Origin of the sequence: Pseudomonas sp. SWRI179 (genome assembly GCF_014268705.1) — a bacterium.
In the GTDB taxonomy this organism is placed as follows: Bacteria; Pseudomonadota; Gammaproteobacteria; order Pseudomonadales; family Pseudomonadaceae; genus Aquipseudomonas; species Aquipseudomonas zanjanensis.
Window position 1 is genome coordinate 34,380 of the sequence record NZ_JABWRA010000005.1, and the last position, 14,731, is coordinate 49,110.

Annotated in this window: 13 protein-coding genes; all 13 read left to right on the top strand. The window is 58.9% G+C overall.

The genetic code is table 11. The annotated features are described in order from the left end of the window. The first annotated feature begins 56 nt into the window (after positions 1-56). From rfbF to pseI, 13 genes are read left to right on the top strand one after another with little or no spacing between them, the layout of a single operon-like run. Positions 57-830 (top strand): glucose-1-phosphate cytidylyltransferase, encoded by a 774-nt coding sequence (gene rfbF, locus HU767_RS04160; RefSeq protein ID WP_186728601.1) that lies wholly within the window; start codon positions 57-59, stop codon positions 828-830. Then, positions 812-1,894: a CDP-glucose 4,6-dehydratase gene (gene rfbG / locus HU767_RS04165; protein ID WP_186728602.1), complete on the top strand. Its 1,083-nt coding sequence runs from the start codon at positions 812-814 to the stop codon at positions 1,892-1,894. Before rfbF ends, rfbG begins: the two co-directional genes overlap by 19 nt. After that, entirely contained in the window at positions 1,891-2,451 is a 561-nt protein-coding gene (gene rfbC / locus HU767_RS04170; protein WP_186728603.1) for a dTDP-4-dehydrorhamnose 3,5-epimerase, read from the top strand. Before rfbG ends, rfbC begins: the two co-directional genes overlap by 4 nt. Continuing rightward, the gene (locus HU767_RS04175; RefSeq protein WP_186728604.1) at positions 2,448-3,674 is read left to right on the top strand and encodes a class I SAM-dependent methyltransferase; all 1,227 of its coding nucleotides are present in this window, start codon (positions 2,448-2,450) and stop codon (positions 3,672-3,674) included. The genes rfbC and HU767_RS04175 overlap by 4 nt, the downstream gene beginning before the upstream one ends. Next, positions 3,671-4,792 carry a DegT/DnrJ/EryC1/StrS family aminotransferase gene (locus tag HU767_RS04180; protein ID WP_186728605.1) on the top strand — a complete coding sequence of 374 codons (1,122 nt, stop codon included), beginning with the start codon at positions 3,671-3,673 and terminating at the stop codon, positions 4,790-4,792. The genes HU767_RS04175 and HU767_RS04180 overlap by 4 nt, the downstream gene beginning before the upstream one ends. Then, on the top strand, positions 4,789-5,478 hold the full coding sequence (locus HU767_RS04185; protein ID WP_186728606.1) for an acetyltransferase: 690 nt from the start codon (positions 4,789-4,791) through the stop codon (positions 5,476-5,478). Before HU767_RS04180 ends, HU767_RS04185 begins: the two co-directional genes overlap by 4 nt. Positions 5,479-5,480: 2 nt before the next feature. Next, positions 5,481-6,209, top strand: a complete 729-nt coding sequence (locus HU767_RS04190; protein ID WP_186728607.1) for a cephalosporin hydroxylase family protein — start codon at positions 5,481-5,483, stop codon at positions 6,207-6,209. 50 nt (positions 6,210-6,259) lie between these two features. After that, positions 6,260-9,187 carry a TIGR00180 family glycosyltransferase gene (locus HU767_RS04195; RefSeq protein WP_186728608.1) on the top strand — a complete coding sequence of 976 codons (2,928 nt, stop codon included), beginning with the start codon at positions 6,260-6,262 and terminating at the stop codon, positions 9,185-9,187. Positions 9,188-9,213: 26 nt separating this feature from the next. Then, positions 9,214-10,215, top strand: coding sequence for a UDP-N-acetylglucosamine 4,6-dehydratase (inverting) (gene pseB / locus HU767_RS04200; RefSeq protein ID WP_186704654.1), 1,002 nt, complete (start codon positions 9,214-9,216; stop codon positions 10,213-10,215). Next, positions 10,212-11,372, top strand: coding sequence for a UDP-4-amino-4,6-dideoxy-N-acetyl-beta-L-altrosamine transaminase (pseC, locus tag HU767_RS04205; protein ID WP_186728609.1), 1,161 nt, complete (start codon positions 10,212-10,214; stop codon positions 11,370-11,372). The genes pseB and pseC overlap by 4 nt, the downstream gene beginning before the upstream one ends. A 6-nt stretch (positions 11,373-11,378) precedes the next feature. Continuing rightward, a complete protein-coding gene (gene pseF, locus HU767_RS04210; protein WP_186728610.1) occupies positions 11,379-12,080 on the top strand; it encodes a pseudaminic acid cytidylyltransferase in 702 nt (233 codons plus the stop codon). Further along, the gene (pseG, locus tag HU767_RS04215) at positions 12,077-13,582 is read left to right on the top strand and encodes a UDP-2,4-diacetamido-2,4,6-trideoxy-beta-L-altropyranose hydrolase (protein ID WP_186728611.1); all 1,506 of its coding nucleotides are present in this window, start codon (positions 12,077-12,079) and stop codon (positions 13,580-13,582) included. Before pseF ends, pseG begins: the two co-directional genes overlap by 4 nt. Next, positions 13,575-14,627: a pseudaminic acid synthase gene (gene pseI, locus HU767_RS04220; protein ID WP_186728612.1), complete on the top strand. Its 1,053-nt coding sequence runs from the start codon at positions 13,575-13,577 to the stop codon at positions 14,625-14,627. Before pseG ends, pseI begins: the two co-directional genes overlap by 8 nt. The last annotated feature ends 104 nt before the right edge of the window (positions 14,628-14,731 follow it).

The window sequence follows — 14,731 nt, forward strand, 5'->3', positions numbered from 1 at the left end:
GCCCGCAAAGCGAAACAACGCTTGGCCGAGCCCGGTGATGAACGAGAGGGGAGACGATGAAGGCAGTTATCTTGGCGGGTGGTCTCGGCACGCGGATCAGCGAGGAGTCGCACCTCAAGCCCAAGCCGATGATCGAGATCGGTGGCAAGCCAATTCTTTGGCACATCATGAAGCAGTATTCCGCCCATGGAATCCACGACTTCGTGATCTGCCTGGGCTACAAGGGCTACGCCATCAAGGACTTTTTCGCCAACTACTTCCTGCACACCTCCGATGTCACCTTCGACATGTGCAACAACCGCATGGACGTTCACCAGAACTACAGCGAGCCGTGGCGCGTGACGCTGATCGACACGGGTGAGGACACCATGACTGGTGGACGTCTGCGTCGGGCAGCTCGTTACCTGGAAAATGAGGAGGCGTTCTGCTTCACCTATGGCGACGGCGTGTCGGATTTGAACATCGGTGCCTTGGTGGACTTTCATCTGGCACACGGCAAGCTCGCTACGGTGACGGCTGTCCAGCCACCAGGTCGCTACGGTGCGCTGGATCGGGAAAACGACCGAGTGTTGGGTTTTACTGAAAAACCACGGGGGGATGGCGGCTGGATCAACGGCGGCTTCTTCGTGCTCTCGCCTAAAGTGCTACCGCTGATTGAAAGCGATGCCACTTCCTGGGAATCCGGTCCGCTGGATGGCCTCGCGGCACGGGGCGAGTTGATGGCGTTCCAGCATGATGGGTTCTGGCAACCAATGGACACCCTGCGGGACAAAAACCACCTCGAAGCCCTGTGGCAAAGCGGCGAGGCCCCATGGAAGCAATGGTCGTGAATTCGGAGTTCTGGCGTGGCAAGCGCGTACTGGTCACCGGCCATACCGGTTTCAAGGGCAGTTGGCTGACGCTGTGGCTGCAAAGCCTGGGGGCCAAGGTCAGTGGCTTTTCCCTTGACCCGGCCACCCAGCCAAACCTGTTCGAGCTGGCCCGCGTGGACGAGGGCATCGATGACCGGCGCGGTGATTTGCGCGACCTCGGCGCCTTGCTGGAATTGCTGGCGGACGTGCAGCCGGAGATCGTCCTGCATCTGGCGGCGCAGCCGTTGGTGCGCGAAGGTTATCGCGACCCGTTGGGCACGTATTCCAGCAACGTCATGGGCACGCTCAACCTGCTGGAAGCGGTTCGCCAAGTGGGTGGGGTCAAGGCGTGTGTACTGGTTACCACCGATAAGGTCTACGCCAATCAGGAATGGTTATGGCCCTACCGCGAAAACGAGCCTTTGGGCGGTCATGATCCCTATAGCAGCAGCAAGGCCTGCTGCGAATTGCTGGCGCAGTCTTATGCCGCCTCATTCTTCTCGCTTGAGCGCTATGCCGAGCATGGTTTGGCCCTGGCCACGGCGCGGGCCGGCAACGTGCTGGGGGGCGGAGATTTCGCTCCCGAGCGCCTGATTCCCGACGTGCTTAAAGCGTGGTCGGCAGACGAGCCGGTGACGCTGCGTTATCCACAGGCCGTTCGTCCGTGGCAGCACGCCTTGGAACCCTTGACTGGTTACCTGTTATTGGCTGAATGCCTGTATCAGCAGGGACCGGAGTTCGCCGGTGCCTGGAATTTCGGTCCAAGTGAAGCCGACATGTGCAGCGTCGGTGAAGTCGTCCAATTGTTGGCCGAGCGCTGGCCGCAAGCGCCGGGCCTGCGCATCGAGCCGAGCGATTTGCATGAGGCCGGCCTGTTGCGCCTGGACAGCAGCCGCGCCCGGCAGTTGCTTGGCTGGCAGCCGCGCTGGTCGTTGCAGCAATGCCTGGCCCAGACCCTGGATTGGCACTTGGCGTGGCAGAACGGTGACGACATGCGTCAAGTCACCCTCGGCCAACTGAACCTGTATCGAGGCGCGTTGTGAGCGAGTTTTCCTTGAAGGCATTGCCGCTGGCCGATCTGTTCAACGTCCAGCACAAACGCTTCGAAGACCAGCGTGGGCATTTTGCCCGGCTGTTCTGCGAAGGCAGCCTGAGCGCATTTGGCCAGCCGTTCCATATCCGCCAGATCAACCATTCCTGCACCCGTGAGCGCGGTAGTGTTCGCGGGTTGCATTATCAGAACGCGGCGCAGCCGGAAGCCAAGCTGATCACGTGCCTGCGCGGCGAAGTCTGGGATGTGGCGGTGGATTTGCGCCCCGATTCCGAGACTTTCCTGCATTGGCATGCCGAGCACCTGAAGGCCGGTGATGGCCGCAGCCTGTTGATCCCGGCGGGGTTCGCCCATGGGTTCCAGACCCTCACCGACGACGCGGAGCTGCTTTACTTGCACAGTGCCGACTACGCTCCCGAGCACGAGGGTGGCCTGTCGGTGAATGATCCGCGGCTGGCAATTGCCTGGCCGCTGCCTGTCAATAATCTGTCGAGTCGGGACAGCAACCATCCCTTGCTCGACGAGCGTTTCGCTGGAGTGCGTCTATGAACTGCCGAGGTTGCGGGACTGCCCTGGCTTTGCCGTTGATCGATCTCGGTACTTCGCCGCCATCCAACGCTTATGTGCGGGCCGACCAATTGGATCAGGCCGAGCAGTGGGTGCCGCTCAAGGTCGCGGTATGCCAGCAATGCTGGTTGGTGCAGACCGAGGATTACACCCGCGCGGACACATTGTTCGACGCCGAGTATGCCTATTTCAGTTCTTTTTCCAGCACCTGGCTGGCCCACGCCGAGCGCTATGTTGCCGAGATGGCCGAGCGTTTCGACCTGAGTGCCGGCAGTCGCGTGGTGGAAATTGCCGCCAACGATGGCTACCTGTTGCAGTACGTGGCCAAGCGCGGTATTCCGTGCCTGGGCGTCGAGCCGACGCGCAGCACCGCCGAGGCGGCTCGTGCCAAAGGCCTGGAGATCCGCGAGTTGTTCTTTGGCCGCGAAACGGCCACGCAGTTGAACAGCGAAGGCTGGGCAGCGGATTTGATGGCGGCCAACAACGTATTGGCCCACGTGCCGGACATCAATGATTTCCTCGCCGGCTTTGCCACTCTGCTCAAGCCAACCGGCGTCGCCACGTTCGAGTTTCCGCAACTGCTGACATTGATGGCCGGGCAGCAGTTCGACACGCTGTACCACGAACATTTTTCCTACTTGTCGCTGACGTCCGTGCAGACCCTGTGCGAGCGCAATGGGCTTGAAGTATTCGATGTCGGCCAACTGTCGACCCACGGCGGCTCGTTGCGAGTCTTCGTCCAGCGGGTCGATGGAATCCGGCGTCCGGTCCAATCTTCAGTGCAGCAACAATTGCAGGCCGAACGGGAGGCAGGCGTGAAAACCGCCGCCTACTACGCCACCCTGGCGCCAGCCGCCGAAGCGATCAAGCATGGCTTGTTGCGTTTCCTGTTGCAGGCCAAGGCCGATGGCAAGCGTGTGGTCGGTTATGGCGCGGCCGCCAAGGGCAACACCTTGCTCAACTACGCCGGGGTCAAGCCTGACTTGCTGGCGTGGGTGGCGGATGCCAATCCGCACAAGCAGGGTAAATATTTGCCGGGCAGTCGGATTCCGATCGTGTCGCCTGAGCGTATCGCGGCGGAGAAACCCGATTACGTCTTGGTATTGCCTTGGAACCTGCTGGCGGAAATCACTGGCCAGTTTGCCTCGATTAATAGCTGGGGCGCGCGGTTCGTAGTCGCTGTTCCGGAGTTGAGCATTCAATGAGCAGAATTCATTACACCAAGCCGAGCGTCGGCGAACTGGAAGCGCGGTATGCGCTGGATGCGGTCAAAAATGGTTGGGGGGATCGTTGTTACGAATACCTGACTCGTTTCGAGCATGGCTTTGCCGAGCACCTCGGAGTGCCCTATGCCATCGCTACCTCAAGCTGCACCGGGGCATTGCATATGGGCATGGCCGCGCTGGGCATTGGCTCCGGCGATGAGGTGATTCTCGCCAATACCAATTGGATCGCATCTGCAGCGCCGATAACCTACTTGAACGCCATACCGGTGTTCGTTGATGTCCTGTCCGATAGCTGGTGCCTGGATCCCGAGCAGGTCAGGCGCGCCATTACGCCAAGAACCAAGGCGATTCTGGCTGTTCACTTGTACGGGAATTTGTGTGACATGGACGCCTTACTGGCCATAGGCCGGGAGCATGGCATCCCCGTCATTGAAGACGCTGCTGAAGCCATTGGTTCGCAATGGCGTGGCAAGGCGGCGGGCTCCCTGGGCGCGTTTGGAGCGTTTTCGTTTCATGGTACGAAGACCATGACGACCGGCGAGGGCGGGATTTTCGTCACGTCGGACAAAGCTCTGTATGAGCGGGTGCTTACCCTTTCAAACCACGGTCGTGTCGCCGGTAGCAGCAAACAGTTCTGGCCGGAATTCATCGGTTTCAAATATAAGATGAGTAATCTTCAGGCCGCCGTAGGCTGCGCCCAGGTCGAGCGCATTGATGAGTTGATTGAGCGCAAGCGGACAATTTTTGCCAACTATGCACGGGCGCTGAATCCGCTACCGGGTGTTCGAATGAACCCGGAACCTGCGCATGCACGTAACGGTTATTGGATGCCGACCGTCGTATTCGACGCCGAGACTGGCGTTCACCGCGACGAGTTGATTTCTGCTTTCCACGCCGCCGATATCGACGCACGGGTATTTTTCTGGCCGCTCTCCTCTTTGCCCATGTTCAACGAACGAGGCTGCGATACACCGGTGGCCTTTGCATTGCCGGAACGCGCGTTCAATCTGCCAAGCTATCACGACATGACTGATGACGATCAGGAGCGGGTTGTTGAGGTCATTCGCGGAGTCATCGCGCAAAGGCAACGCTCATGAAAATGTACCTGCTCGGAGCTGCCAATCCAGAAGCGGTACGTATGCTCAATGCAGTAAGGCGCAACAACCCGAATCTGCAATTCGCCTTTCTAGACAACGACCGCAATAAACAGGGGACATCGTTTTATGGGGTCCCGGTGATCGGCGGTTCTGAGCGAGTCCGTGACCTTCAAGGCGACCAGGTGCGCTTCGTCAACCTGATTACCGGCAGCACCCGCTTGCGTTATGAAACCACCCGAGAATTAGTCGAGGCCGGTGCCACGCTGGGGCAGTTCATACACCCTGGTATTGACCTGACTATGGTTAGCATGGGGGTGGGCAGTTATTTGCAAGAAGGGGTGATCCTGCAAGCCGAAGTGGCGCTCGGTGATAACACAAGCATCAGTGCCGGCAGCGTAGTGGGCCATGAAGGACGGATCGGCCACTCGGTTTTCCTGGCCCCCAGCGTCAGCATCGCTGGGTGCGTGGAGATTGGTGACGGAACCTTCATAGGCACCAATGCCACCATCCTCCCACGCTTGCGTATAGGTCGCTGGGTCACCATCGGGGCCGGTGCCGTCGTTACCAAGGATGTACCAGACTATTCGATCGTGGCGGGTAACCCGGCCAGGATTATCAAGACTAACGCAGTGCCTTATCCCGACGGCAAGATCTTCAACAGCCGTTTCCCTGAATCTGGAGCGTGATAATGAATCCCCATGAGCAGTTTCGCGAAGAAGTAAAAAATAATATCGAAGGTTTGCAACAGGATAAGGCACTGCAAAGCGAGTCCCTGGATTGGGTGGGCACAACCGCCCGGCATAAGTACACCTACAATTTCAGCTGGATGGGCCGCCCCATCATCCAGTTCCCCCAGGATATGGTCGCGATGCAAGAGATCATCTGGAACTTGCGTCCGGATGTGATCGTTGAAACCGGTATCGCCCACGGCGGCTCGCTAGTGTTCTACGCATCGATGCTGGAGTTGATCGGCCATGGCGAGGTGCTGGGTGTCGACATTGATATTCGTCAGCACAATCGCGAAGCAATCGAAGCGCATCCAATGACCAAACGCATCAGCATGATCCAGGGGTCGAGCATTGATGCTGCCATCGTCAGCCAAGTGCGTGAGCGAATTCAGGGTAAGAAAGTGCTGGTGGTGTTGGACTCCAATCACACCCATGAACATGTACTGCAAGAGTTGCGTCTGTATGCGCCGATGGTGTCGGTGGGTAGCTACTGCGTTGTCATGGACACCGTGGTGGAGGACATGCCCGAAGATGCGTTCCCTGATCGTCCTTGGGGCAAGGGCGATAATCCTAAAACCGCAGTATGGGCGTACCTGAAGGAAAACACTGACTTCGAGATTGATGAAGCGATCCACAGCAAATTGTTGATCACTGTTGCCCCGGATGGCTATCTGCGTCGAGTTCGCTGAGCCGCGATTTTTATTACGTTTATCAGACAAACAGTCTGCTGGGAAAAGATATGCAAGGCATTAACGGTTCTGAAAACAGATTGCCCCTGAGTGAATTGCTCACTGTGGTGCTTATTTCGCACAATCGTCCGGCCTTTTTGCGCAGGGCTTTACAATTCTATTTCACGTTGCCTTGCAAGATACTGGTTCTCGATTCGTCGTCCGATGCGCTGGATGGGGCGCAGATTGCGGACAATATTGATTACCGACACCTGCCACAGTTCGGCTATTGGGGCGTCCAGACCAAACTGAACTATGGTGCTGAACAGGTCACCACGCCGTTTATGGTATTGGCTGCGGATGATGACTTCCTATTGCATGATGCATTGATCCAATCCGTCGATTTCCTGGCAGCCCATCCTGACTATGGCCTATGCCATGGCTACGGCATGATGTACTTGGCACGTGCAACGGAGGTTAATTACTATCGACGAGACCTTCGGGTATGTGAAGACTACTCATCACCGTTGGGTGAAGAACGGGTCATGGCATTCCTGGGTCAGTTCTTGCCACCCTTCTATGCAGTAACCCGCACCGATCTGCTTCGCCAGTGGTATCGGCTCCAGCCTCCGGAAACCAGTTTCGAATGGCAGGAAATAGGTCATAGTTACTATCTTCTCGCTTGCGCCAAGGCACGAATCCTGCCGATCCCCTACGCGGTGCGTGAGATGAACTATGGCGGCTCTGCGCATAACACTAACGTGTTGACTGTTTTGACCTATACCGACGTGAAAACCGTTGCAGAACGAGAGCGATTTGCAGAGTTCCTCGCATCGCTTCCCACCGGCATCAGCTGTCAGGACCTGGAGCAGCGCAAGCAAATTGCCTTGGACAGTTTCAAAGCCATGGCGGATTGTTTGTTGGGTGGCAAGTCGCTGGCAGGAAAAATGATCGTCCGCTCGGCATGGAAAGAGCCTGCGACCGAACCGGCTCGTTACTTCGGCCCCACTCAGTTCGTTGAAATGCCCTTCTACAACAAACCGATGTTCGATTTGTTGACTGAATTTGAATTCCTTATTCATGCAATGCCGGCGGGCCGGCTGCAGCTTCAGGAGCTGGAAGGGATTCTGGTTAGACAGAGCGAGCTTATGTGTATTCATCCCAACGACAACGAGCGCACTATCCGGGCGCGTCTGTGGGAAGCACTAAGCCTTAACGTTTTTAACCGCACTGTCGTCAAGCGCCTCGCCGAGTCCCTTAGGGGCACGGAAGAGCATGAGGAAAGTATCAAGTTACAGGCTTGGGCTGATCGCTTGGATTCGGTGCCCGGGCCGGACAGCGACCGATTGTTGAAAAGTCTGCCGTCTGGACAGCTTTTAAGCTGGCTTGATGCGCGTGGCCCCGATGCGATTCAACGTTCGGCGATCACGACATATCTGAGCGAGCATCAAGGCGGCCCGCGGTTCGGCATCCTGTTGCTGGACCTCGACGCTGACATGTTCAAGCTACAGGCGACCTTCGACAGTCTGGTCAACGGCCATTGCAAAGCGTTCAATGTCGTGGTGTTCACCACGGGTGACCTGCCAGCGACCACCACCGTGCGCGACACCGTTCATTTCGTCAAGGTCAGCGCTACCAACTATGTCGAGCGCATCAACCAGATCATCGGACAATCCTCAGCCGACTGGATGGTGCTGGTCGAGGCTGGTGACCGGTTCACCCAAAACGGCCTGCTACGTGCCAGCCTCGAGTTGATCGGCGCCGATGGCGTGCGTGCCGTGGCCATGGACGAAATCCAGCGCAAGGCCGATGGCAGCCTCACCGATGTGTTCCGCCCGGGCGTCAATCTCGATTTCCTGCAATCGGTGCCTTCGCTGATGGCACGGCATTGGCTGATTCATCGTGATGTACTGGTACAGGCTCGCGGTTTCACACCTGAATACACTCAGGCCCTGGAGTTGGACCTGCTGTTGCGTTTGATCGAAGACGCCGGGCTGGCCGGCCTGGCGCACCTGGCCGAGCCGTTGCTGATCTGCAACGCCCCGGCGCAAGAGGAAAACCCCCAGGAACGCCAAGTACTGACACGCCACTTGGCAGCCCGGGGTTATCGTGCCCAGGTTACTGCGGCATTACCGATGACCTATCAAATCGACTACCAGCATGCCGAGCGGCCGTTGGTATCGATCATCCTCGAAAGCCGGGACAACTTCGAACAGGTACAGCAGGCACTGGTGAGCGTGCTGCAGCGCACCCGTTATCATCGTCACGAAGTTCTGATCGCCGATAACCATAGTCAATCCGAAGCATTGGCCCAGTGGCTCGACAGCCTGGAAGGCAAGGGCGATCGGATCCGTATCCTGCGCAGCGATCGGCGCTTGAGTGCGTCGGCTCTGTACAACTGGGCGAGCGCCCAGGCCAAGGGCGAATACCTGGTGCTGTTGTCGGCCGAGGTGCAAGTGATCAACGCCAACTGGCTCGATAGCCTGCTCAACCAAGCCCAGCGACCGGAAGTGGGGATCGTCGGCAGCAAGCAGATGGATATTCGTGGCATCACCACCCAGGCTGGCCTGGTGCTCAAGCCCGATGGCCAGGTGGCCTCGGTGTTCGTTGGCGAACGCAAGGACGCCAAGGGTTATCTCAACGGCCATCAGGCGGAACAGAACTACTCGGCGGTGTCCGGCGCTTGCCTGATGATCCGCAAGGATTTGTTCGACGCTGTTGGTGGCCTGGACGAGGATCAATTCGCCGAGGCCTTTGCCGATGTCGACCTTTGCCTGAAAACCGCCGACGCGGGTTATATCACGGTCTGGACACCCCAGGCCCAGATGCTGCATGCCGGTACGTTCCCCGATGCGCCGGAGGCGGCCGACGCCTTGCGCAACAAGTGGCAGGCACGCTTCGACCATGACGCGGCCCGGAACCCGAACCTGGCCTTGACCGGCACCGGTTTTGCGTTGGGCGCCGCCACGGCTGTCGATTGGGCGCGGTTGCTCGCATAAGCCTGCCAGGCAAAAGGAATCAGGGTATGTTCAACGGTAAATCGATTTTCATCTCAGGCGGCACCGGCTCGTTCGGGCGCAACTTCATCCGCCGGTTGCTGGAGCAATACCAGCCCAAGCGCGTGGTGGTGTTTTCCCGCGACGAACTCAAGCAGTATGAGATGCAACAGACCTTCAACGCCCCGTGCATGCGTTATTTCCTGGGAGACGTGCGCGATGCCGATCGCCTGCGCCAGGCCATGCGTGGCATCGATTACGTGGTGCATGCCGCGGCCCTCAAGCAGGTGCCGGCGGCGGAATACAATCCCACCGAATGCATTCGTACCAACGTCAATGGCGCCGAAAACATCATCGCAGCGGCCATCGACAACGGCGTGAAAAAGGTCGTTGCGTTGTCCACTGACAAAGCGGCCAGCCCGATCAATCTGTACGGCGCGACAAAGTTGCTGTCGGACAAACTGTTCGTCGCCGCCAACAATATCGCGGGCGAACAGCAGACCCGCTTCGCCGTGGTGCGCTATGGCAACGTTGCGGGCTCCCGGGGCTCGGTGGTGCCGTTCTTCAGCAAGCTTATTGCTGAGGGTGCCACCGAATTACCGATTACCGATGAGCGCATGACTCGCTTCTGGATCACCCTCGATCACGGCGTGCAATTTGTGCTCGACAGTTTCGCCCGCATGCATGGCGGCGAGGTGTTCGTGCCGAAGATCCCGTCGATTCGCATCGTCGACCTGGCGTCGGGCATGGCGGGTCATTTGCCTCATAAGAACGTCGGCATTCGGCCTGGTGAAAAGCTTCATGAGTTGATGGTGCCGCTGGACGATGCGCGCATGACCATCGAGTTCGCCGATCATTACACGATCCAGCCATCGATTCGCTTCACCAGCGTGGACGTGGATTTCGCTGTGGATAACCTGGGTGAACGCGGCAGGCCCGTCGCGGAGGATTTCGAGTATCGCTCCGACACCAATCCGCACTTTCTGTCGGTGGAGCAGATCGCAGATTTGCACGCCCGGCTGTCGGTATGATTCCTTACGGTCGGCAAAGCCTCGATCAGGCGGACATCGATGCCGTGATGGCCGTGTTGCAGTCCGATTGGCTGACGCAAGGGCCTGCGATCGAGCGCTTTGAACAGGCCATGGCCCGCCGCTGCCAGGCCGGCCATGCCGTGGCGGTGTGCAACGCGACCGCCGCGCTGCACATTGCTTGCCTGGCGGCGGGGCTTGGGCCGGGGGATCGCTTGTGGACCACACCCAACACCTTCCTGGCCTCGGCCAACTGCGGCCGATATTGTGGCGCGCAGGTGGATTTCGTCGATATCGATCCGCTGACCTGGAATCTGGACGCCGTTGCCCTGGCCGCAAAGCTTGAAAAGGCCGAGCGTAACGGGACCCTGCCCAAGGTGTTGGTGGCGGTAGCGTTCTCCGGGCAAAGCTGTGACATGCGTGAAATCGCCCGCTTGTCCGAGCGTTACGGTTTCACGGTCATCGAGGACGCCTCTCACGCGGTGGGAGCCTCTTATGCCGGCAGGCCGGTGGGGTGTGGCGAATTCGCGGACATGACGGTGTTCAGTTTCCACCCGGTGAAAATCATCACCAGCGCCGAAGGCGGGATGGTCCTGACCAATCGCCCGGAGCTGGCGCAGCACCTGCAACGTCTGCGCAGCCATGGGATGACCCGTGACGCTGAACAGATGAGCGAGCCTAGCCATGGGCCTTGGTACTACCAGCAGGTGGAGTTGGGTTTCAATTACCGCATCACGGATCTTCAAGCTGCCCTGGGGCTTTCCCAGTTGAATAAGCTTGAAGGTTTCATCGCGCGGCGTCGTGAACTGGCGTCGCGCTATAACCGCTTGCTGAATGGTTTGCCACTGACCTTGCCCGGTTTGCAACCCGAGGCCGAATCGGCTTGGCATTTGTATGTCGTACGCTTGCGGCTCGACGAGATATCCCTCGATCATCGTCAGGTCTTCGAAGGCTTGCGTGCGGCAGGGATTGGCGTGAACCTGCACTACATACCGATCCACCTGCAGCCGTATTACTGCGATCTGGGATTTGCCCAAGGTGATTATCCACAGGCCGAGCGTTATTACGCCGAGGCCATCAGTCTGCCGATGTTTCCTTCCCTCAGCGACGAGGAGCAAGAGTATGTGGTTGGGCAACTGCAACGATTACTCGAGGAGTAACGACGCGTGAGCGCAATCGCGATCATTCCCGCCCGTGGCGGCAGCAAGCGTATTCCTCGCAAAAACCTGAAACCGTTCGATGGCGTGCCGATGATTGCCCGTTCGATTCGCACGGCGCTGGAATCGGGGTTGTTCAACGAAGTGATCGTCAGCACCGATGATGAGGAAATCGCCGAAGTGGCAAAGGCTCACGGTGCGCAAGTGCCATTCTTGCGGCCGGCAGCGTTGGCGGATGATTTCACTGGGACGGCGGCGGTGATCGCTCATGCCCTGGATGAGCTGCGTGAACGACCGTTCGAATTCGCCTGTTGCATCTATGCCACGGCACCCCTGCTGCAAGCTCGGTTTCTGCGTAAAGGTTTTGACTTGCTGCGCGGGCATCCCGACAAATCGTTCGCATTTTCCGTGAGCACTTTCGGCTTCCCCGTACAGCGTGCACTGACCTTGGACGATCAGGGCGCGTTGACGCCGCTGTATCCGCAATTTCGCGATATCCGCTCCCAGGACCTGGCCGAAGCTTTCCAGGACGCCGGCCAATTCTATTGGGGGCGGCGGGACGCCTGGTTGCGTGGCGATGCATTGTTTTCGTCCAAAAGCCTGCCGGTCGTGTTGCCTCGTTATTTGGTGCAAGACATCGATACAGCCGAAGATTGGAAGCGCGCCGAGTATCTCTACGCCGCTTTGAGAGCGGGCGGTGAATTGCAATGAGAGTGCTGATTCGCGCCGACGCTTCGCCCACCATAGGCAGCGGGCATATTGCCCGTTGTCTGACTTTGGCGCGGGTGTTGCGCGAGCAGGGTGCGCACGTCGCGTTTGCCTGCCGGCTGCTCACTGGGCATCGCCTGCATGCCCTGGAGGCCGAGGGCTTCGAGACGTTCGCCCTGCCCAATTTTTATCCCGGGGAAGATCCGCAACAGGCCATCGAGTCGTTGCTGCCCTGGCACGCAGATATCGATGCGTTGGAACGAGCCTTGGCCGGCCGGCCCGGTTTCGACTGGATCATCGTTGATCATTATGGCCTGGATCATCATTGGCAGACCGCTGCCCGGCGCTTTGCGCCAAGGATCATGGCGGTGGACGACTTGGCGACTCGGACTTATAGCGTCGACCTCTTGCTCAATCAGAACCTGTCCGGCACGCAAGCGGCGTATGAAGGGTTGCTTCCCGAGGAATGCCGTACGCTGCTGGGCCCGCGCTACGCGTTGTTGCGCGAGGAATTCCGTTGCGAGGCGATTGACATAAAACCCAAGGTCAAGCGCGTGCTCGTCAATTTCGGCGGTTTTGATGCGGCGATGCAGACCCATCACGCAATGCTGGCGCTGGCGGATTACCCAGGGCTGGAAGTGGATTTTGTGGCGGGCGCGGACAACCCGGCTTGGGCTCGGATGGAACGGATGGCGGCGAGTCGGCCCCACTGGCGATTGCACAGTTTCGTCAGTCATTTTCATCAGCTCATGTTGGAGGCCGATCTGTTCATTGGTGCCGGTGGCGGAACCAGTTGGGAGCGGGCAGCCGTGGGATTGCCCACGATCTGTATCACGGTATCGAACAATCAGCAGGCTAACAGTGACGTAATGGCGACATTCGGTGCCCATATTTACCTTGGCCCTAGAGAGAACGTCACGGTTGAACAGTTGCGCCAGGCCATCGGATTCGTCGTGGATAACCAGGGGTTGCGCAAGAGCTTGGCACAGCACTCCCGGCGACTGGTCGATGGCTTGGGCGTCTCACGCGTCGCCGTCGCGCTGGCCGGTGCCTTGTTGCGGGTTCGTCCGGCCACGCAAGCTGACGCCCGTCTGCTTTTCGAGGGGCGTAATGCCGAGGCCGTTCGCAGAGTATCGCTGGATCATTCGGTCATCGACTGGGATCGTCATTGCCAATGGCTGCAAGCCAGCCTGGTCAATCCACAGCGCTTGCTGTTGATTGGCGAAGCGTCCGATGGTCCCGTCGGCGCACTGCGTTATGACTTGCAAGGCAGCGAAGCGCTGATATCGATTTATCTGTTCGAGAACCGCCTGGGCATGGGGTGGGGCAGGGCACTGCTGGCCCATGGTGAGGCGTTTGCTAGCGCCCACTGGCCGCAACTGCGCAGTTTTACCGCTCAGGTTCTGTCCGGCAATCAAGCGTCTCTGGCGCTGTTCCGCCAGGCAGGTTTCAGTCGGGGCACATGCGTGTTCAACCGGGTATTGAAGGATGAAGTTCATGAGTAGTTTCAAGATCGGCCAGCGCAGCATCGGGGCTGACGCGCCGCCTTTCATCATTGCCGAGATGAGCGGCAACCATAACCAATCCCTGGAGGTGGCCTTGCAGATCGTCGAAGCCGCCGCCCGGGCCGGTGCTCATGCGTTGAAGCTACAGACCTACACCGCCGATACCATGACGCTGGATCTGAGCGAAGGCGAGTTCTTCATCAAGGACCCCAACAGCCTTTGGGCTGGAACATCGCTCTATGATTTATACCAAAAGGCCCATACGCCGTGGGAATGGCACGCTCCGATTTTCGCCCGGGCCAAGGCGCTGGGCATGCTCGCCTTCTCCACACCGTTCGACGAGACGTCCGTGGGTTTCCTGGAAAGCCTGGACGTGCCGGCCTACAAGATCGCCAGTTTCGAAAACACCGACTTGCCGCTGATTCGCCGGGTCGCCGCTACCGGCAAGCCGCTGATCATTTCCACCGGCATGGCCAGCATTGCCGAACTCGACGAAACCGTGCGTACTGCCCGCGAGGCCGGTTGCAAGGATCTGGTATTGCTCAAGTGCACCAGCACCTATCCGGCAACACCGGCCAACAGCAACGTGCGCACCATTCCCCATTTGCGGGAGTTGTTCGGTTGCGAGGTGGGGTTGTCGGACCATTCCATGGGCGTCGGGGTGTCCGTGGCTGCGGTGGCGCTGGGGGCGACCGTCATTGAAAAACACTTCACCCTGGACCGTGCCGCCGGCGGCGTGGACGCCAGTTTCTCCCTGGAACCGGCAGAGCTGGCAGCGCTGGTGGTCGAAACCGAGCGCGCCTGGCAGGCCATGGGGCAGGTGCGCTACGGCGTGACCGAGGCTGAGCAAAAGTCGCTGGTCTATCGCCGTTCGCTGTATGTCACGCAAGACATGGCTGCCGGCGAAGTGTTTACGTCGCAGAACGTGCGGGCCATCCGCCCGGGCCTCGGACTGGCGCCGAAACATTTGGATTCCCTGATAGGCCATCGCGCCCGCCAGGCCATCAAGCGCGGCACTGCGCTGTCGTGGTCGTTGGTCGAATAGCTTTTTGATCGGGCTTATTCGGCAATTTAGCGTGACCTGCGAGTCATAACGCGCATCTTCACTGTATTGTATTGACCGGGAAGATGGCGCCTGGCCCTTATCAG